Raw genomic sequence first — 16,940 nt, forward strand, 5'->3', positions numbered from 1 at the left:
CCATGAACCACGACCAGTCCCACGCCCTGTTCTCCCGCGCCCAGCAGCTGCTGCCGGGCGGCGTCAATTCGCCGGTGCGCGCGTTCAAGTCGGTCGGCGGCGAGCCGTTCTTCGTCGAACGCGCCGACGGCGCCTACCTGTACGACGTCGACGGCAACCGCTACATCGACTACGTCGGTTCCTGGGGCCCGATGATCGTCGGCCACAACCACCCGGCGGTGCGCCAGGCGGTGAAGAAGGCGATCGACAACGGGCTGTCGTTCGGTGCGCCGTGCGCGGCCGAAGTGACCATGGCCGAAACCATCACCCGGCTGGTGCCGTCGTGCGAGATGGTGCGCATGGTCAACTCCGGCACCGAGGCCACGCTGTCGGCGATCCGGCTGGCGCGTGGCGCCACCGGCCGCAACCGCATCGTCAAGTTCGAAGGCTGCTACCACGGCCACGGCGACTCGTTCCTGGTCAAGGCCGGCAGTGGCATGTTGACCCTGGGCGTGCCGACCTCGCCAGGCGTCCCGGCCGGCCTGAGCGAGCTGACCCTGACCCTGCCCTACAACGATTTCGAAGCCGCCACCGCGCTGTTCGAACAGCAGGGTGACGACATCGCCGGCCTGATCATCGAACCGGTGGTCGGCAACGCCAACTGCATCCCGCCGCGCGAGGGCTACCTGCAGCACCTGCGCGAACTGTGCACGAAGCATGGCGCGCTGCTGATCTTCGACGAAGTGATGACCGGCTTCCGCGTCGCCCTCGGCGGTGCGCAGGCGCACTACGGCATCACCCCGGACCTGACCACCTTCGGCAAGATCATCGGCGGCGGCATGCCGGTGGGCGCCTACGGCGGTCGTCGCGAGCTGATGCAGCAGATCGCCCCGGCCGGCCCGATCTACCAGGCCGGTACGCTGAGCGGCAATCCGGTGGCAATGGCCGCTGGCCTGGCGATGCTGGAGCTGATCCAGCAGCCGGGTTTCCACGCCGACCTGGCCGAGCGCACGGCGCGCCTGTGCGCCGGCCTGGAAGCCGCCGCCGCCGACGCCGGCGTGGCGGTGACCACCACCCGCGTGGGCGCGATGTTCGGGCTGTTCTTCACCAACGAGAAGGTGGAGACCTATGCACAGGCCACCGCCTGTGACATTCCGGCGTTCAACCGCTTCTTCCACGCAATGCTGGACCAGGGCGTGTTCCTGGCACCGTCTGCGTACGAGGCCGGCTTCCTGTCCAGCGCGCACGACGATGCCGTGATCGAAGCAACGCTGGCCGCTGCACGCGTGGCGTTCAAGGCCGCCAAGGGCTGAGCCCTGCTCTGGTAGGTGCCAAGCTTGGTTGGCACTGCCGCATCTGGTGGGTGCCAACCTTGGTTGGCACAGAGCAGTCGAGCATGGCTCGACTCTACAAACGGCATCAACCGAAGACGAACTTGCCCTTCATCATCGCGAAGTGGCCGGGGAACGAGCAGAAGAAGGTGTAGTCACCGCCCTTCTGCAGGCCCTGGGTAGAGAAACGCACGCGCGTGGTCTCACCACCGCCGATCACCTTGGTGTGCGCCAGCACGCGCTTGTCGGCCTTCGGCAGGTAGCTGTCGGCCAGGGTCATGCGCATGCCCGCCATCGCCACCGGCTGATAGTCGGCGGTGCGGGTCAGCACCCAGTTGTGTCCCATCGCGGTAGTGGCCAGCTTGCCCGTGTGGCGCAGGGTCAGGTCCACGGCGGTGCAGTCGGCGGCGACCTTGATCTCGCGGCTGCTGAAGCTCATCTGGTCGGTGCTGTCGATGCTCACCGCACACACCCGCGCCATCGCCGACGGCGCCAGCATCAGCGCGCCCACTCCCACTGCCACCCTCCAAGCCTTCATCGTTGCATCTCCTGCGGATTCAAGCGCCATTCTAGGCAGGCCCCTGTGGCCGCGTCTGCGACCGTCTGTCGCATGGCTGCTCCAGGGTTTCCCGAGTGTTCACTGCAATGGCATGCTCGGCCGATGCGTATCGATCTGTTGCTGTTGGATGTGGATGGCGTGCTGGTGCAGTACCAGCGCGCGCAACGCGTGCTGCACCTGGCCCAGGCGCTGCAGGTTCCGGCGCAGGCCGTGCAGGCCGCGCTGTATGACAGCGGACTGGAAGCGGCGCATGACAATGGCACGCTGGATGGCCCGGCCTATCTGGCGCAGCTGGGGGAGCGTCTGGGCACGACGGTCGATGTGGCTGCATGGACCGCGGCGCGGCGGGCCGCCAGCCATCCGCAGGCTGCCGTGCTGCAGCGGCTGCAGGCCCTGCAGCTGCCGATGGCGGTGCTGACCAACAACGGCGCGCTGATGCAGCAGGCCTTGCCCGCCCTGCTGCCGGAACTGTTCCCGGCCCTGCGGGAGCGCGTGTTCTGCAGCGCCGGTTTCGGCCTGCGCAAACCCGCACCGGAAGTCTTCCTGCGCACGCTTGAGGTACTCGGCGTGGCGCCTTCGCACACGCTGTTCATTGATGACCTGTTCGCCAATGTGCGCGGCGCACGCGCTGCCGGCCTGCACGCGGAAACCGTGCGCGATGGCCGGGGATTGGGCAAGGTGTTGAAGCGCTATCGGATCGCATGACGCGCTGTAGAGCCGAGCCCATGCTCGGCTCCTGTTGCCTGACATCGCGATGAGCCGAGCGTAGGCTCGGCTCTACAGATGCCTCTTCCGGCGTCAGCGCGCGGCAATGAACGCAGCAATCGCTGCGCGCAGGCGCTTCAGGCCTTCGGCCACTTCTTCATCAGTGATGTTCAGCGACGGCACGAAGCGCAGCACGTCCGGGCCGGCCTGCAGGGTCAGCAGGCCCTGCTCGGCGGCGTGGTCGAGGATCGCACCGGCCTGGCCGGCAAAGTCCTTGCTCAGCACCGCGCCCAGCATCAGGCCACGGCCACGCACGTCGCTGAACACGCCGAATTCTTCGTTGATGCGCGCAAAGCCATCGCGCAGCGCCTTCGACTGGCGGCTGACATTGGCGGCGATCTCCGCAGAGGCCAGCTTGCGCAGCGCAACGCGTGCGACCGCAGCGGCCAACGGGTTGCCACCGAAGGTGGTGCCGTGCGCACCGAACTGCATGGTTTCGGCCACCTTCGGGCCGGCCAGCATCGCACCGATCGGGAAGCCGCCACCCAGCGCCTTGGCCAGGGTGACCATGTCCGGCACCACGTCGTCCTGCCAGTGCGCGAACAGGGTGCCGGTGCGGCCCATGCCGGCCTGGATCTCATCCAGCACCAGCAGCGCGTTGTGCTGGTCGCACAGCTCGCGCACGCGCTTGAGGAAGCCGGACTTGGCCGGCATCACGCCGCCCTCGCCCTGGATCGGCTCCAGCATCACCGCTGCCACGTCACCGGCGGCCATCGCAGTTTCCAGCTGCACCTCATCGTTGAAATCGATGTAGCGGAAGCCACCGGGCAGCGGCTCGTAGCCTTCCTGGTACTTCGGCTGGGCAGTCGCGGTCACTGCGCCCATGGTGCGACCGTGGAAGCTGCCGCGGAAGGTGATGATCACCCGCTTGTCGGCCGGGCGGCCCTGGCTGGAGGCCCACTTGCGGACCATCTTGATCGCCACTTCATTGGCTTCGGCGCCGGAATTGCACAGGAACACGCGCTCGGCGAAGCGGCTGGCCTTCACCAGCTCCTCGGCCAGGTGCAGTGGCGGCGCGCTGTAGAACACGTTGCTGGTATGCCAGAGCTTGCCGGCCTGTTCGACCAGCGCGGCCACCAGGTCCGGGTCGTTGTGGCCCAGGCCGCACACGGCGATGCCGGCGGCCAGGTCGATGAACTCACGGCCCTGGCTGTCCCACACGCGGGCGCCCTGGCCTCGCTCCAGTACCACCTGGCGGGGCTTGTAGACCGGCAGGTAATAGTGCGAAAGGGAGATCAGCGGATCGGTAGCGGCGGTCATGGCAGTCGGCAGGATTCAGGAATCCCCATTCTCGCGCCGGAACCCCTGCGGCACAATGCGCCCATGCGACCGTTTTCCGCCCCCCAGCTGAACCCCGCCACCGAGACCGGCTGGCGCCGTCGGTGGTTCGACATCATCTACCGCCACGACACCCGCCCTTCGCGCAATTTCGACCTGATCCTGGTGGTGGCGATCGTCGCCAGCATCCTGGTGGTGATGATCGACAGCGTGCAGCACCTGCACGCCGAATGGTCCACCGGCCTGTACATCCTGGAATGGGGCTTCACCATCATCTTCACCGCCGAGTACCTGCTGCGGCTGGCGGTGGTCAAGCGCCCGCTGCGGTATGCGGTGAGCATCTGGGGCATCATCGACCTGCTGTCGATCCTGCCCGCCTACCTGTCGATGTTCATCCCCGGCGCGCAGAGCCTGCTGGTGGTGCGCGCACTGCGCATCCTGCGCGTATTCCGCATCCTCAAGCTGACCCGCTACATCGAGGAAAGCGGCGTGTTGATGACGTCGCTGTGGCGCAGCCGGCGCAAGGTGCTGGTGTTCCTGTTCACGGTGATCACCATCACCATCATCGCCGGTGCGCTGATGTACGTGATCGAGGGCCCCGAACACGGCTTCACCAATATCCCGGCCAGCATGTACTGGGCGGTGGTGACCATGGCCACGGTCGGCTTCGGTGACATCGTGCCGCAGACCGTGCTCGGCCGCTTCGTCACCTCGGTACTGATCCTGATCGGCTACAGCATCATCGCCGTGCCCACCGGCATCTACACCGCCGAACTGGCCAGCACAATGCGTGAAGCCGAACAGGCCGCGCGCCGCGATGCGCGTGGCTGCCCGGACTGTGGGCTGGAAGGCCATGAGCCGGAGGCACTGCACTGCCGCAAGTGCGGTGGCAAGCTGCCGGATGCGTTCAACCATTGAGGCATATGCCGGCCAGCGGCCGGCACTACCTTGGGCGCTTACGCAGGGATGCGTGCGCCGTTGCTCATCGCATGCGGTTGCTGGTGGTCACCAGATCGTTGTATGCGGCAAGGATCGTTGACTGCGCCCCTTCCGGGTCGGTGGTGAGCCAACTGCCCGACGCCTTCCGCTCTGCCGCCAGCGCTTCGGCGGTGATCGGCTTGTGCTGCTCCAGACGCTCGACGCCGCGTCCCGCGGTACGTACCAGCTTGTCCGCCGAACGCTGCACGTGGCCCCACATCGGGTCGTCCTTGCCGACACCCCCGTTCTGGATTTCCGTCACCAGTGCCTGATAGTCAGCCAGCTGCGCGCGCAGCGCCGCGACGTCCGGTGCGTCGTCCTGGAACGCCGTGGCCAATCGCTTGCCGTCGCCCAGCAGGCGAAGGTGGTAGTAGGCCAGCGAGCGCCCTTCGCTTTCCTCGATCTGCTTCAGCTGCGCGGCACGGCGATCGTTCTCGTTCTTTTCCAGCGCCACATCCATCGCTTCGCTGGCCTTGAAGAAATCGGCGTAGGCCTGCATCAGCGGGGCATGCTGGCTGCGCATCCCTTCACCGCCATCACGGCGATAGTCCTCGCGGGTGAAGTAGCCATCGGCACGCTCGACCAGGGTGTTCAATGCCTGGAATGCCTGCTGATAGTCACGCGCGGGGCCATCCACCGGCAGTGCCGGGGTCTTCGCCAGCGCGTCGGTCAGTGGCTGGCCGCAGTACTCGACGCGGTGCGACAGCACCTTTCCGGGCGAACGCGGCTGCGCTTCCTTGCCGGTCGGGCCGGCTTCGGGGTCCTTCATCCAGCTGGTGTAGGCCTGGAAGCCCTCGTGGATGGGCTGTTCAACGCCGTTGTAGCACTCGATGTAGGCGTTCACCTTCTCCAGCCCGGGGTCGGCCACGCCCAGCCCTGCCGATCTGTTGCAGCCGCTGAGGCCCGCCACAGCGCCGATCAGCAGCAGCGGCGCGATACGCAGACAGGACGTCGTCCTGGTCTCTCGCATGAGTGCTGGCGCGCCGGTCACTGGCGGTTGCTCTGGAAAACGAGCGAGTTGTATTCCTGCATGAGCTTGCTGGCCGAACCGCGCGGCGCCATCGACGGCGAATCAAGCATGCGTCGTTCGAAATCGGTGTAAGGCTTTTTCTCGCTGACGCGCTGCAGCCGCTCCTTGCCTTCGCGCCGGAAATTCTCGGCCCCACGTTCGAAGCCTTCCCAGTCCGACTTGCCCGGCTCCTGGTCTGCAACCTTGGCGTGCGCTTCATCGGAAATGCGGTTGAAGGCATCCAGGCGTTCGCGGGCCTTGGCCTGATCGAAATCATCCTCGCTCATCAGATCCATGATGGCCTTGGCCTCCAGCATCATCGCCAGGCGGTAGTACTCGCGCGTGCGCCCCTCAGCCTGCTCCAGCGCCTTGAGCTGCTCGCGCTGGGCGGCGTCGTTCTGGCGCTCCAGCTCGGCATTGAACGTTTCGCTGGCAGCCACGAAATCCTTGAAGGCGGCCATCAAGGGCGCGTGCAGCTGCTTGCCCTTGGCAAACTGGTCGTCTTCGTAGTCCTGGCGATCGTAGTAGTCGTGCGCGTCCTTGCTGACCGGCACCAGCGCTTTCAGCGCCTGCTGGTAATGGCCTGCAGCAGCATCGAGTTCGGCCAGCGCCGGCTTGGCAGCGATCGCCCCGGTCACCGGGGCGTCGCACTGCTTCATGTCGTAATCGCTGATCTCGAACGGTCCGTACACGTGCGTCTCGCGCCCGGTCGGGCCAGCGTCGACGTCCTTGATCCAGCGCGTGTAGGACTGGATGCTGCCGTGGGTCTTCGAATCCAGCGCGTTGAAGCAGCCGATGTAGGCATTGAGCTTGGCGGTCAACTGCTGCTGTGTATCGGACGGTGCCGCGCTGGCGTCCGGCGTGCCGGAGGCAGCGGCGCCGCCCGCAGCTGCGGGGGCCTTGCCACCGCAGGCGGTCAGGATCAACGACAACGAAGCGGCCAGCGCCGCGACGGAAAGAGTGCGTGACATGTGTTCACATCCCTGTTGAAAACGATTACAGCCACGCATTCTAGCGCAGCAGGCCGAGGGTCGCAGCCCTCGGCCTCTTCCGGCGACGCGCGATCAATCCAGGAACAGATCCGGCAACAACGGACGCGACGGATCCACTGCATAGCCCGAAAGATCGGTAATACCGGCCTGCGCCAGCACTTCATCGTCGATCAGGAACTGGCCGTGGAAACCGGCAGCTTCGCGCACCAGCACCGCGTGTGCGGCATCGGCCATGATCTGCGGCGTGCGGCAGCCAGCCGCATCCACGCCCGGAATCATGTTGATCGCATCGGTGGCGATGACCGTACGCGGCCACAGCGCATTCACCGCAACGCCCTGCGGGCCGAATTCCGCGGCCAGGCCCAGGGTGACGAAGCTCATGCCCATCTTCGCCAGCGTGTAGCCGGTATGTGCGCCCCACCACTTCGGCTCCAGGCTCGGCGGCGGTGCCAGGGTCAGGATGTGCGGATTCGGCGCCTGCAGCAGGTACGGCAGGCAGGCCTGCGCACACAGGAAACTGCCGCGCGCATTGACCTGCTGCATCAGGTCGAAACGCTTCATCGGCGTATCCAGCGTGCCGCGCAGCCAGATCGCGCTGGCGTTGTTGATCAGGATGTCGATGCCACCGAAGGTGTCGACCGTGGCCGCCACCGCCGCCTGCACCTGCTCTTCCTCGCGGATGTCGCACTTCAGCGCCAGGCCCTGCCCGCCTGCAGCCGTCACCGCTTCGGCGGCGGTGTGGATGGTGCCCGGCAGCTTCGGATTCGGCACCGACGACTTGGCCGCAATGGCCACATTGGCGCCGTCGCGCGCAGCGCGCAGTGCGATGGCCAGGCCGATGCCACGCGAGGCACCGGTGATGAAAAGCGTTTTGCCCTGCAGACTGCCCACGTTCCACACTCCAGCGTATGCAATGAGCCGCTAGTATGCCGCGCCGACGCGGAGTTCACCCGCCCTTGACGATACTCGGGCCTCCAGACAACGCACGAGGTCCACGCCATGCGCCGTTCCCGCCTGTTGCTGCCTGCCCTGGGGCTTGCCCTGCTGACCGCCTGCCAGGGCCGTTCGCCGGAACCCGGAAAGGAGCCGCCCGCCGGTGACGCGCCAAGTGCGGAGAAGGCCGCCGCCGACGGCAAGATGCGCTGGAGCGAGGCGGTGGTCTGGGATGGCGACCTCAACGCCTGCCGCCAGGGCGAGAATGCGGCCACCCGGGATTGCCTTCGCGACGCGATGCGCGCCGGTGGCGCCAGTGCCGAGGCCATCACCGCCGCCGAGCAGTTGTCCACCGGCGGTGAGTTGGCCTATGTGACCGCCTGGCACGAGAACGAAGGACTGGGCATTGCCACGGTCGAGTATCCGTTCCGCGCCAACACCAATGAAGGTACCCGTCTGGTTGATGCCAGCGGCAAGCGCATCGATGTGGATGCCGTGCAGTTGGACGACACCCTGCGTGCCGACCCCACTGTGCAGGAACTGCTGAAGGCCAACCCGCAAGCCACGCCGTTCGCACCGGCGCAGTCGGCCGGCGCCTCGCCGCTGGAGAACGGTGGCATCCGTTTGCTGTACCGCACGCCGCTGCGCGACTGCCACGCCTGCCCGGATGTGGGGCAGTTGCAGATTGCCTATGACTTCGACGCCAAGCGCAACTTCATCGGCCAGCAGGTGGTGCCGGCGACGCCGTAAGGCCACCGCCCCCTGTAGAGCCGAGCCATGCTCGGCTCATTGAATGCAGCCGAGCATGGCTCGGCTCTACATTTCTATTCCTGGTACAGCACTGCCACGCCATCACCACGGGCAAGCCGTTTCACCTGATCCAACGTATCCACCGCCATCACGGAGTACGTGACCTCCACGCCGGAGTGCAGGCGCCCCTCGGCGGTGTCCTGACCAGGCTCCACAGATATCAGCTTGCGGATTCCGGCGAATCGATAAAGGTACGGCCTACCGTCTTCACCCACCAGGCGACCGGTCAGATCCTCATACCCGGAAGCAAGCGCTTCTGCATTCTCAAGAGCGTGTTCATCGTTGTCGGCACTGATCAGGTACACGTTCTCATGCACCAGGAACGAGCCCTGGCCTGGGCTCTCGTAATAGAAAATTGCGTGCGCGCAATACCACATGCATCACCTCGATCATTCTCTTGCGGATTGTCCCTGGTTTGGATGTCGCGAGCCTTCTGCTGCCGATGGAATCCACATTCATGCGGCACTGGGCAATGAGCCGTTTAGCCGTTGAGCAGCCCGCGGATCACAAACCGCATCCACGCATGGCGTGGATCTACCGGTAGGCCTGCACCTGCTTCTCCAGCAGATGCGGCACGATCAGCCGATGCAACGGCGCAACCGGCAGCATGTATACACGCCCGAACGCGTTGTGCGTATGCACCACGGTCGCCACTTCCAGCACGTCGCCCTGCCACTGCAGGGCCAGCTGCACACGCAAGTGGCGGTCGTTGTCCTCCAGCACGATGGCATCGTCATCCATCGACTGCAGGGTGAAGATGCCCAGCCGCTGGCCGGGTTGAGGATCTTCGACAACCTGCACCGCCCGCAACGAGCCCAGATGCTTCATGCCGAGCAGGCGCATGCCGTGGTTGCGCAGCGCCATCAGCCCATCGAACCAGCCGGGAATGGTCGCCGCCATGTCGCGGTAGGCCTGCAGTGCGGTACGCCCGTCGCGCCGGGTGGTGGCCTGACAGGCGTGCACGAAGTCGGCACCAGGCAACTGCGCACGCAACACATTGCCCGCGCTCGGCGGGCCGGTCACTATCCGCGAAGCCTTCACGGCTTGGGCCCCTGCCCTTCGTTGTCTTCCCAATGCAGGATGCGGCGGGTGACGAAGCGGTAGACCGGCTTGCCGGTAGCAAACCACAGTTCGCGCACCCACGAGGTGCGCTTGAGCAACCGCTTCTCCACCGGCGTAAGCAATTCACGGCAGTACATGCGCTTGTGCTTGAGCAGGTGGCGCAGGTCCTCGCGCGCCAGCAGCCGCATCCAGCGCGAGCGCGGGTTGCCGATCACCGCCAGCTGGAAGTCGATCAGCGCCGGCCGTCCATCTTCAGTGACCAGCCAGTTGGCTTCCTTGGCCAGATCGTTGTGGGCCACGCCGTTGCGATGCAGCTGCTGCAGCAACCGGCGCGCGGCGCGGAACCAGGCCAGGTCGCCGCGCGGTGGGCGCTGGTACATGGCGTCGCCGGCCATGAAGCTGCGATCCAGGTGATGGCCATTCCAGGCCAGCAGCTGCGGTACGTCGGCCATGCCGTGAATGTGCTTCAGCGCGCGGGCTTCACGGCGGGCCAGCCACCACGCAGGCAGCCGCAACCACAGCGGCGTGGCGCCCAGATCACGGCGCACGAAGGGGCCATCAGGCCCTTTCACAAGGAGGATCCGGCCGAAGCTGTCGGCCTTCAAAGCATGCGGTTGAGCGTCAGGCGTATGCGGCATGGGCCCATTCTAGGCGATGGCACTGGTTGCAAACGGTCACGAAGCGGCTGGGAACCAGTCACCTTCACGCCCCTATAATCGGGCAATGGACTCTTCATGGATCGACGCCACCCTCGCGTGGATTGCCGCTCATCCCGTGTTGGCGGGTGCGGTCATTTTTCTGATCGCCTTCTGCGATGCGGTCATCATTCTCGGCGCGATCGTGCCGGCGCTTCCGTTGCTGTTCGCGGTGGGCGTGTTCATCGGCCTGGGCCAGATCTCCGGGCCGTACGCGGTGGCGGCGGCAGCCCTGGGCGCGTTCGCCGGTGACGGCATCAGTTACTGGATCGGCCGCCGCTGGGGCGACCGGCTGCGTGGCGTGTGGCCGTTCAGCCGCTACCCGCAGCTGCTCGACCGCGGCGAGAACCTGTTCCGCCGCAACGCCTTCAAAAGCATCCTGATCGCACGCTACGTCGGCGCGATCCGCCCATTCGTGCCGGCCATCGCCGGCATGATGAAGATGCCGGCCAGCCGCTACGTGCAGGCCAGCGGCATCGCCAGCATCTCCTGGGCCGTACTGTTCCTGGCCCCGGGCTGGATCCTCGGTGAGGCGTATGACGCGGTGGCCGCCGTGGCCGGGCGACTGGTAGTGGTGGTCGGCCTGCTGGCGGTGATCCTTGGCCTGGTCTGGGCCATCGTGCTGTACGGCTACCGCTGGTCGGCCGCGCGCATGGACAACTGGCTGGCACGCCTGCTGGACTGGTCCAACCGCCACCCGACGCTGGGCCGCTATACCGTCGGCGTGCTTGATCCCAAGCGCCGTGAATCGGTGCCGCTGGCAATGCTGGCGTTGATGCTGCTGGTACTGGGCTGGGGCTGGTTCGCGTTGCTGACCGTGGTGGTCGCGCACGGCGAGCCGCTGGCGATCGACCTGCTGGTGCACCAGGCCATGCTGGCGCTGCGCAACCCGCTGGCCGATTACCCGATGGCCGCGCTGGCGTCGCTGGGCGCCTGGCAGGTACTGCTGCCGGCCACCGCTGCAGCGATGGGCTACCTGATCTGGCGCCGGCGCTGGATGGCGGCCGCACATTGGCTGGCTGCCCTCGCCTTCGGCCTGGCGCTGACCATGCTGCTGGGTGCCACCGTGGATGTGGTGCGCCCGGTCGACGCCAGCAGTGGCTTCGGCTTCCCTTCGGTGTCGGTGACCATGGCCACCATCACCTTCGGCTTCTTCGCGGTGCTGATCGCCCGCGAGATGCCCGGCCGCACCCGCGTCTGGCCCTACCTGGTGTCGGGCATCGTGGTCAGCCTGATCGGCTTCTCGCGCCTGTACCTGGGTGCGCATTGGCTGAGCGACGTGATAGGCGGCATGCTGTTCGGCACGTTCTGGCTGCTGGTGCTGGGCATCGCCTACCGCCGCCGCTTCAACCGTTCGTTCTGGGTGAAACCGGTGGCCTGGCTGTTCTATGGCGTCTTCGCCGTGGCGGCCATGTGCTATGCGCCGCGCAACATCCCGGTGAAGCTGGAACGCTTCGAACCGACCCTGCCGGCACCACAGGCGATGGACATGCAGGCCTGGTGGCAGCACGACTGGGTGACGCTGCCAGCGCGCCGCAATGAGTTCGACGACGACCAGCGCTGGCCGCTGGACGTGCAGGTGGCCGGGCCGCTGGCACCGCTGCAAGCGCAGCTGGAAGCACGCGGCTGGAAGCGGCAGGAACAGGCGGGCTGGCAACAGGCGCTGCTGATGCTGGACAAGAACACCGGCGCCGACGAACTACCGGTGCTGCCGGCCACGCTGGACACCCGCGTGGAAGCACTGCTGATGGTGCGCCAGGGCGCGCAGCCGGATGAGCGCTATGTGCTGCGCCTGTGGCCGGCGCCCGCGCAGCTGCAGCCGGGCAGCACGCCGCTGTGGCTGGGCAGCGCGCAGACCCTGCGCTACGAGCGCCACTTCGAATGGATCGGCATGTGGCACCCGTTGCGTGGTGTCGACCCGGCATTGAATGCCGTGAAGGACGCCGTGCAGGACCTGCCGCAGCGCGAGGATGTGCACAGCGAAACCGGGTTGCCGGTGCTGCGGTTGAAGACCACCACGCCCTGACCGGTACCGGTGCGCGGCCACCCACTGTAGAGCCGAGCCCATGCTCGGCTGCTCTTCGCGGGATTCATCAAGCCGAGCATAGGCTCGGCTCTACAGCAGATCCACGCCATGCGTGGATGGCATTCCACGCATGCCCCAGCGTGTACACCAAGGTGCACACCCACCCGAGGCAGGCTTCTACGGCATCCAGCCCAGCAACTGCTGCAACCGCTGGTGCGGGTCGTCCATCTGCAGCAGCTGCAACCGCTGCTGCTCGCTCAGCGGCAACAGCTCGGCCAGCCGCCAGCCGACCCAGCTGGCCTGGTCCAGCAACGCCGGGTTGGCCGGTGCATAGGCTTCACCCGCCTGTTCGATGATGTGCCCCAGCACCGTGGCCAGCAGCGCATGCTGCGGCCGCAGTTCGTCGTCGGGGTCTTCCTCGCACCAGCGCACATCGGCCACCACCAGCCCGTTGTCGCGCACACGGGTGCGCTCGACATGGAAGCGGCGGGTGCCGCGCAGACGCAACTGCAGCACGCCGTCGGCGCCGACATCGAAGTCTTCGATGCGTACCTGCACGCCATACGCGGCCGGCGTTGCCGGGGCTCCCACTTCCTGGCCGTCGAGGATCAGGCAGACACCAAAGCCCTCACCACTGCGGCCGCTGTCGCGCACCAGATCCAGGTAGCGCCGTTCGAATACGCGCAGGCCCACCGCCGCACCTGGCACCAGCGTGGTGTGCAGCGGAAACAGCGGCAGCGAACCGTCGACGCTCATCGGGCCTGCAGCGCGGCAAGGAAGCGGCGCGGTGCGCCGTCGAAGCCACCGTTGGACATGAACACCACGTGGTCACCCCTGCGCGCGCTGGCCTGCAATTGCGCCAGCAGCGCGTCGGTATCGGGCACCGCGTGCGCTTCGCCACGCACTGCGGCGATCACCGCAGCAGCATCCCAGGCCAGTTCCGGGCGATGCAGGAACACCACTTCATCGGCCAGCGCCAGCGAGGGGGCCAGCGCCTGCGCGTGTGCGCCCAGCCGCATCGAATTGCTGCGCGGCTCCATCGCGACCACGATGCGCGCATCGCCCACCTTGGCGCGCAGCCCTTCCAGCGTGGTGGCGATTGCGGTCGGGTGGTGGGCGAAATCGTCGTAGACGGTGATGCCCTCGTGGCTGCCGATCACTTCCATGCGGCGCTTGACGCTGCGGAAGCGCGCCAGCGCCGGGATCACCTCGGCCGGCGCAACACCCACCGCATGTGCGGCTGCCAGCGCCGCCAGGCCGTTGAGCACGTTGTGGCGGCCCAGCAACGACCACTGCACATCACCCAGTGCCTGCCCGCGGTGGTGCACGCGGAACGCGCTGCCATCGGCAGCGAGCAGTTCCGCATGCCACTCCAGCGATGGATCGAAGCCGAAGCGCTCGACCGGGGTCCAGCAGCCCATCGCCAGCACTTCGGCCAGATGCTGATCCTCGCCATTGACGATCAGTCGGCCACGCGCCGGCACCGTGCGCACCAGGTGGTGGAACTGGCGCTGGATCGCGGCCACGTCCGGGAAGATGTCGGCGTGGTCGTATTCAAGGTTGTTGAGGATGGCCACCAGCGGCCGGTAGTGCACGAACTTGCTGCGCTTGTCGAAGAAGGCGGTGTCGTACTCGTCGGCCTCGACCACGAACTCGCGGCCCTGGCCCAGGCGGGCGGAGACGCCGAAATCCTCGGCGACACCGCCGATCAGGAAACCGGGAGAACGACCGGCGCTTTCCAGCAGCCAGGTGAGGATGGTGGTGGTGGTGGTCTTGCCATGGGTACCGGCCACGGCCAGCGTGTCGCGGCCCGGCAGCACCTGTTCGGACAGCCACTGGGCACCGGAAATGTAGTGCTGGCCGGCGTCGAGCACGGCCTCAACGGCGGCATTGCCGCGCGAGAGTGCGTTGCCGATCACCACCTCGTCGGTGCCCGGTGGCACGCTGTCGGCGCGGTAGCCCTGGTCCAGGGTGATACCCAGCTGCTCGAGCTGGGTCGACATCGGCGGATAGATGGCCTGGTCGCTGCCACTGACCGTATGGCCCAGTTCCCGCGCCAGGGCGGCCACGCCGCCCATGAAGGTGCCGGCGATTGCAAGGATATGTACGCTGCTCATGACCGAGGATTGTGACCGATGACGGCTGTATAGGGCCAATGTCCGATCCGGGGTAAGACAAGTCCTACACAGGATGTGAGAAAACTCCAATCTTCTGTCAGGGAAATCCCGATAGCGATGTTCTGTGAACCCGGACACAATTCGAACTGCCAGCCGCAGTACCCGAACCGGTCCTACTCCCCAAGAGGCCATCCCCAAGGGAGCTCATGCTGCGGGGCCCTGAGCAAGCCCTCTGCTGGCGCCTATCAAACGACACAGGCCTGGTCCTCGCGGACCAGGCCTGTGTTTTTTGCGCCCGAAGGGCCGGCAGTGCACCGGCCCTGCAGGATCAACCCTTGATCGCCGCCAGGATGCGGGCTTCGATCTCGTCCAGCTCGCCGACGCCATCGACGCGGGCCAGGGTGCCACGGCCGGCGTAGAAGTCCACCACCGGGGCAGTCTGGTCGTTGTAGACCTGCAGGCGCTGGCGCACCGCTTCCGGCGTGTCATCGGCGCGGCCCTGCTCCTTGGCGCGACCGGCGATGCGGTCGACCAGCAGCTCGGTGGCCACGTCCAGCTGCACCACGGCATCCAGCGGCTGGCCGATCTTGGCCAGCAGGCCGTCCATCGCATTGGCCTGGGCCACATTGCGCGGGTAACCATCGAGGATGAAGCCCTTGGCGACATCGGCCTGGGTCAGGCGCGACTCCAGCATGCCCAGCAGGATGTCGTCCGACACCAGGTTGCCGGCATCCATCACCGTCTTGGCCTGCTTGCCCAGCTCCGTGCCGGCGGCGATTTCCGCGCGCAGCATGTCACCGGTCGAAATGTGGGCGATCCCCAGCTTTTCCTTCAGGCGCGTCGCCTGTGTCCCCTTGCCCGAACCGGGCGGTCCCAACAGAACCAATCGCATTGACCTGACTCCAACGTGTTGAAAACAAAGAAGGTTCGCGTCCCGGACGGACCGGTATCGCTGCACCGCAATAGCGCCACTTTACCGCATCCGGGTAATGTCCCTGCAATGTCCCCTCCCCCGAGCAGGTAGAAGCATGCGCAACGGTACTCTCCTCTACGCCCAGTCCGGCGGTGTCACCGCGGTCATCAATGCCACGGCGGCAGCGGTGATCGAGCAGGCCCGGGCCAAGGGCATCAAGGTCCTTGCCGCCCGCAACGGCATCCTCGGCGCGCTGCGCGAGGAGCTGATCGACACCAGCAAGGAGAGCGCCGCCGCGATCCGCGCCCTGGCCCATACCCCGGGTGGCGCCTTCGGCTCGTGCCGGGTGAAGCTGAAATCGCTGGACGCCGACCGCGCCCGCTACGACCGCCTGCTGGAGGTGCTGCGCGCGCACGACGTGCGCTGGTTCCTCTACAACGGCGGCAACGACTCGGCCGATACCGCGCTGAAAGTCTCGCAGCTGGCCAAGGCCTCCGGCTACGACCTGACCTGCATCGGCGTGCCCAAGACCATCGACAACGACCTGGCAGTGACCGACACCTGCCCCGGCTTCGGCTCGGCGGCCAAGTACACCGCCGTCTCGGTGCGCGAAGCGGCGCTGGACGTGGCGGCGATGGCCGAGACCTCCACCCGCGTTTTCATCTACGAGGCCATGGGCCGCCACGCGGGCTGGCTGGCTGCGGCCGCCGGCCTTGCCGGCAACGGCGATGACGAAGCGCCGCACATCATCCTGCTGCCCGAACGCGCCTATGACGAGGCGACGTTCCTGGCCAAGGTCAAGGCCGTGGTCGACCGCGTCGGCTACTGCGTGGTGGTGGCGTCGGAAGGCATCGCCACCGCCGATGGCCGCTTCGTCGCCGATGCCGGTGGCGGCAAGGACTCGTTCGGGCACTCGCAGCTGGGCGGCGTGGCCGCGCACCTGGCTGGCCGGGTCAAGGACCAGCTGGGCCTGAAGGTCCATTGGGCGCTGCCCGATTACCTGCAGCGCTCGGCCCGCCACCTGGCCAGCAGGACCGACTGGGAGCAGGCGCAGGCGGTCGGCAAGGCCGCGGTGCAGCTGGCGCTGAAGGGCCAGAACGGGGTGATGCCGGTGATCGTGCGCAGCAGCGACGCACCGTACCGCTGGAAGATCGAAGCGGCGCCGCTGTCGAAGATCGCCAACCATGAAAAGAAGATGCCCGCCGGCTTCATCCGCCGCGACGGCTTCGGTATCACCGCCAAAGCGCGCGCCTACCTGTCGCCGCTGATCAAGGGCGAAGCCCCGCTGCCGTATGGCACCGATGGACTGCCCAAGTACGTCACCCTCAAGAACGTGGCGGTGAAGCAGAAGCTGCCGGCCTTCGAAGGCTGAGGTGCACCTGCGCCCTGTGCGGAGCGCAGGGCACATTGCAGCGACCACCGAAGCACCCCACAATCGGGCTCCGGCCCGGGGCAAAGGGGCCGCCGCAAGCCAGATTCGACGCTGCCCGGCC

At 66.8% G+C, this 16,940-nt stretch carries 17 protein-coding genes; 6 read left to right on the forward strand and 11 right to left on the reverse strand.

Annotated elements, in window-relative coordinates:
* Positions 1–2: 2 nt before the first annotated feature.
* Positions 3–1,292: a glutamate-1-semialdehyde 2,1-aminomutase gene (hemL, locus tag GOC52_RS16730; protein WP_191849955.1), complete on the forward strand. Its 1,290-nt coding sequence runs from the start codon at positions 3–5 to the stop codon at positions 1,290–1,292.
* A 106-nt stretch (positions 1,293–1,398) separates the two neighbouring features.
* On the opposite strand, the gene azu is transcribed toward hemL, so the two are convergent.
* Positions 1,399–1,848 carry an azurin gene (gene azu / locus GOC52_RS16735; RefSeq protein WP_019338772.1) on the reverse strand — a complete coding sequence of 150 codons (450 nt, stop codon included), beginning with the start codon at positions 1,846–1,848 and terminating at the stop codon, positions 1,399–1,401.
* 123 nt (positions 1,849–1,971) lie between these two features.
* On the opposite strand from azu, the gene GOC52_RS16740 reads away from it, so the two are divergent.
* Positions 1,972–2,574 carry an HAD-IA family hydrolase gene (locus GOC52_RS16740; RefSeq protein WP_049453666.1) on the forward strand — a complete coding sequence of 201 codons (603 nt, stop codon included), beginning with the start codon at positions 1,972–1,974 and terminating at the stop codon, positions 2,572–2,574.
* 93 nt (positions 2,575–2,667) lie between these two features.
* Here GOC52_RS16740 and GOC52_RS16745 read toward each other — a convergent pair whose 3' ends face one another.
* Positions 2,668–3,894 carry an acetylornithine transaminase gene (locus GOC52_RS16745; protein WP_010484016.1) on the reverse strand — a complete coding sequence of 409 codons (1,227 nt, stop codon included), beginning with the start codon at positions 3,892–3,894 and terminating at the stop codon, positions 2,668–2,670.
* Positions 3,895–3,957: 63 nt separating this feature from the next.
* On the opposite strand from GOC52_RS16745, the gene GOC52_RS16750 reads away from it, so the two are divergent.
* Complete coding sequence (locus tag GOC52_RS16750) at positions 3,958–4,830, forward strand: ion transporter (RefSeq protein ID WP_043400272.1); 873 nt, start codon at positions 3,958–3,960, stop codon at positions 4,828–4,830.
* Positions 4,831–4,894: 64 nt separating this feature from the next.
* Here GOC52_RS16750 and GOC52_RS16755 read toward each other — a convergent pair whose 3' ends face one another.
* The 3 genes from GOC52_RS16755 to GOC52_RS16765 form a co-directional block, all read right to left on the reverse strand.
* A complete protein-coding gene (locus GOC52_RS16755; RefSeq protein ID WP_043400298.1) occupies positions 4,895–5,860 on the reverse strand; it encodes a YiiG family protein in 966 nt (321 codons plus the stop codon).
* Between the two features lie 17 nt (positions 5,861–5,877).
* A complete protein-coding gene (locus tag GOC52_RS16760; RefSeq protein WP_043400271.1) occupies positions 5,878–6,870 on the reverse strand; it encodes a YiiG family protein in 993 nt (330 codons plus the stop codon).
* 93 nt (positions 6,871–6,963) lie between these two features.
* Positions 6,964–7,782: an SDR family oxidoreductase gene (locus GOC52_RS16765; RefSeq protein WP_019338776.1), complete on the reverse strand. Its 819-nt coding sequence runs from the start codon at positions 7,780–7,782 to the stop codon at positions 6,964–6,966.
* A 108-nt stretch (positions 7,783–7,890) separates the two neighbouring features.
* Between GOC52_RS16765 and GOC52_RS16770 the strand changes: the two genes are divergently transcribed.
* Positions 7,891–8,574 carry a hypothetical protein gene (locus GOC52_RS16770; RefSeq protein ID WP_019338777.1) on the forward strand — a complete coding sequence of 228 codons (684 nt, stop codon included), beginning with the start codon at positions 7,891–7,893 and terminating at the stop codon, positions 8,572–8,574.
* Between the two features lie 74 nt (positions 8,575–8,648).
* Here the strand turns inward: GOC52_RS16770 and GOC52_RS16775 are convergent, their stop codons facing one another.
* The 3 genes from GOC52_RS16775 to GOC52_RS16785 all read right to left on the reverse strand — a co-directional run bounded on the left by GOC52_RS16775 (position 8,649) and on the right by GOC52_RS16785 (position 10,334).
* Positions 8,649–9,011 (reverse strand): DUF4288 domain-containing protein, encoded by a 363-nt coding sequence (locus GOC52_RS16775; RefSeq protein ID WP_043400269.1) that lies wholly within the window; start codon positions 9,009–9,011, stop codon positions 8,649–8,651.
* Positions 9,012–9,168: 157 nt separating this feature from the next.
* Positions 9,169–9,657: a DUF2867 domain-containing protein gene (locus GOC52_RS16780; protein ID WP_395136557.1), complete on the reverse strand. Its 489-nt coding sequence runs from the start codon at positions 9,655–9,657 to the stop codon at positions 9,169–9,171.
* A gap of 14 nt (positions 9,658–9,671) precedes the next feature.
* Positions 9,672–10,334: a serine/threonine-protein kinase gene (locus GOC52_RS16785; RefSeq protein WP_191849957.1), complete on the reverse strand. Its 663-nt coding sequence runs from the start codon at positions 10,332–10,334 to the stop codon at positions 9,672–9,674.
* Positions 10,335–10,419: 85 nt separating this feature from the next.
* On the opposite strand from GOC52_RS16785, the gene GOC52_RS16790 reads away from it, so the two are divergent.
* Positions 10,420–12,417, forward strand: a complete 1,998-nt coding sequence (locus GOC52_RS16790) for a bifunctional DedA family/phosphatase PAP2 family protein (protein ID WP_043400260.1) — start codon at positions 10,420–10,422, stop codon at positions 12,415–12,417.
* A 177-nt stretch (positions 12,418–12,594) separates the two neighbouring features.
* Here GOC52_RS16790 and GOC52_RS16795 read toward each other — a convergent pair whose 3' ends face one another.
* The 3 genes from GOC52_RS16795 to GOC52_RS16805 form a co-directional block, all read right to left on the reverse strand.
* Positions 12,595–13,173: an LON peptidase substrate-binding domain-containing protein gene (locus GOC52_RS16795; RefSeq protein ID WP_019338782.1), complete on the reverse strand. Its 579-nt coding sequence runs from the start codon at positions 13,171–13,173 to the stop codon at positions 12,595–12,597.
* Positions 13,170–14,534, reverse strand: a complete 1,365-nt coding sequence (mpl, locus tag GOC52_RS16800) for a UDP-N-acetylmuramate:L-alanyl-gamma-D-glutamyl-meso-diaminopimelate ligase (RefSeq protein ID WP_191849959.1) — start codon at positions 14,532–14,534, stop codon at positions 13,170–13,172. The genes GOC52_RS16795 and mpl overlap by 4 nt, the downstream gene beginning before the upstream one ends.
* A gap of 328 nt (positions 14,535–14,862) precedes the next feature.
* A complete protein-coding gene (locus GOC52_RS16805) occupies positions 14,863–15,426 on the reverse strand; it encodes an adenylate kinase (protein ID WP_010484004.1) in 564 nt (187 codons plus the stop codon).
* Positions 15,427–15,562: 136 nt separating this feature from the next.
* Between GOC52_RS16805 and GOC52_RS16810 the strand changes: the two genes are divergently transcribed.
* Positions 15,563–16,819: a 6-phosphofructokinase gene (locus GOC52_RS16810; RefSeq protein ID WP_159360546.1), complete on the forward strand. Its 1,257-nt coding sequence runs from the start codon at positions 15,563–15,565 to the stop codon at positions 16,817–16,819.
* Positions 16,820–16,940 lie beyond the last annotated feature (121 nt).

The sequence above is a fragment of the Stenotrophomonas sp. SXG-1 genome, from assembly GCF_014083965.1.
In the GTDB taxonomy this organism is placed as follows: Bacteria; Pseudomonadota; Gammaproteobacteria; order Xanthomonadales; family Xanthomonadaceae; genus Stenotrophomonas; species Stenotrophomonas geniculata.

Bases quoted from the DNA above. Each gene is read 5' to 3' on its own strand.
- GOC52_RS16760 (WP_043400271.1), bottom strand. From the start codon at position 6,870: ATGTCACGCACTCTTTCCGTCGCGGCGCTGGCCGCTTCGTTGTCGTTG.
- GOC52_RS16770 (WP_019338777.1), top strand. From the start codon at position 7,891: ATGCGCCGTTCCCGCCTGTTGCTGCCTGCCCTGGGGCTTGCCCTGCTG.
- hemL (WP_191849955.1), top strand. From the start codon at position 3: ATGAACCACGACCAGTCCCACGCCCTGTTCTCCCGCGCCCAGCAGCTG.
- GOC52_RS16740 (WP_049453666.1), top strand. From the start codon at position 1,972: ATGCGTATCGATCTGTTGCTGTTGGATGTGGATGGCGTGCTGGTGCAG.
- GOC52_RS16755 (WP_043400298.1), bottom strand. From the start codon at position 5,860: ATGCGAGAGACCAGGACGACGTCCTGTCTGCGTATCGCGCCGCTGCTG.
- mpl (WP_191849959.1), bottom strand. From the start codon at position 14,534: ATGAGCAGCGTACATATCCTTGCAATCGCCGGCACCTTCATGGGCGGC.
- GOC52_RS16790 (WP_043400260.1), top strand. From the start codon at position 10,420: ATGGACTCTTCATGGATCGACGCCACCCTCGCGTGGATTGCCGCTCAT.
- GOC52_RS16795 (WP_019338782.1), bottom strand. From the start codon at position 13,173: ATGAGCGTCGACGGTTCGCTGCCGCTGTTTCCGCTGCACACCACGCTG.
- GOC52_RS16805 (WP_010484004.1), bottom strand. From the start codon at position 15,426: ATGCGATTGGTTCTGTTGGGACCGCCCGGTTCGGGCAAGGGGACACAG.
- GOC52_RS16750 (WP_043400272.1), top strand. From the start codon at position 3,958: ATGCGACCGTTTTCCGCCCCCCAGCTGAACCCCGCCACCGAGACCGGC.
- GOC52_RS16810 (WP_159360546.1), top strand. From the start codon at position 15,563: ATGCGCAACGGTACTCTCCTCTACGCCCAGTCCGGCGGTGTCACCGCG.
- GOC52_RS16785 (WP_191849957.1), bottom strand. From the start codon at position 10,334: ATGCCGCATACGCCTGACGCTCAACCGCATGCTTTGAAGGCCGACAGC.
- GOC52_RS16745 (WP_010484016.1), bottom strand. From the start codon at position 3,894: ATGACCGCCGCTACCGATCCGCTGATCTCCCTTTCGCACTATTACCTG.
- GOC52_RS16775 (WP_043400269.1), bottom strand. From the start codon at position 9,011: ATGTGGTATTGCGCGCACGCAATTTTCTATTACGAGAGCCCAGGCCAG.
- azu (WP_019338772.1), bottom strand. From the start codon at position 1,848: ATGAAGGCTTGGAGGGTGGCAGTGGGAGTGGGCGCGCTGATGCTGGCG.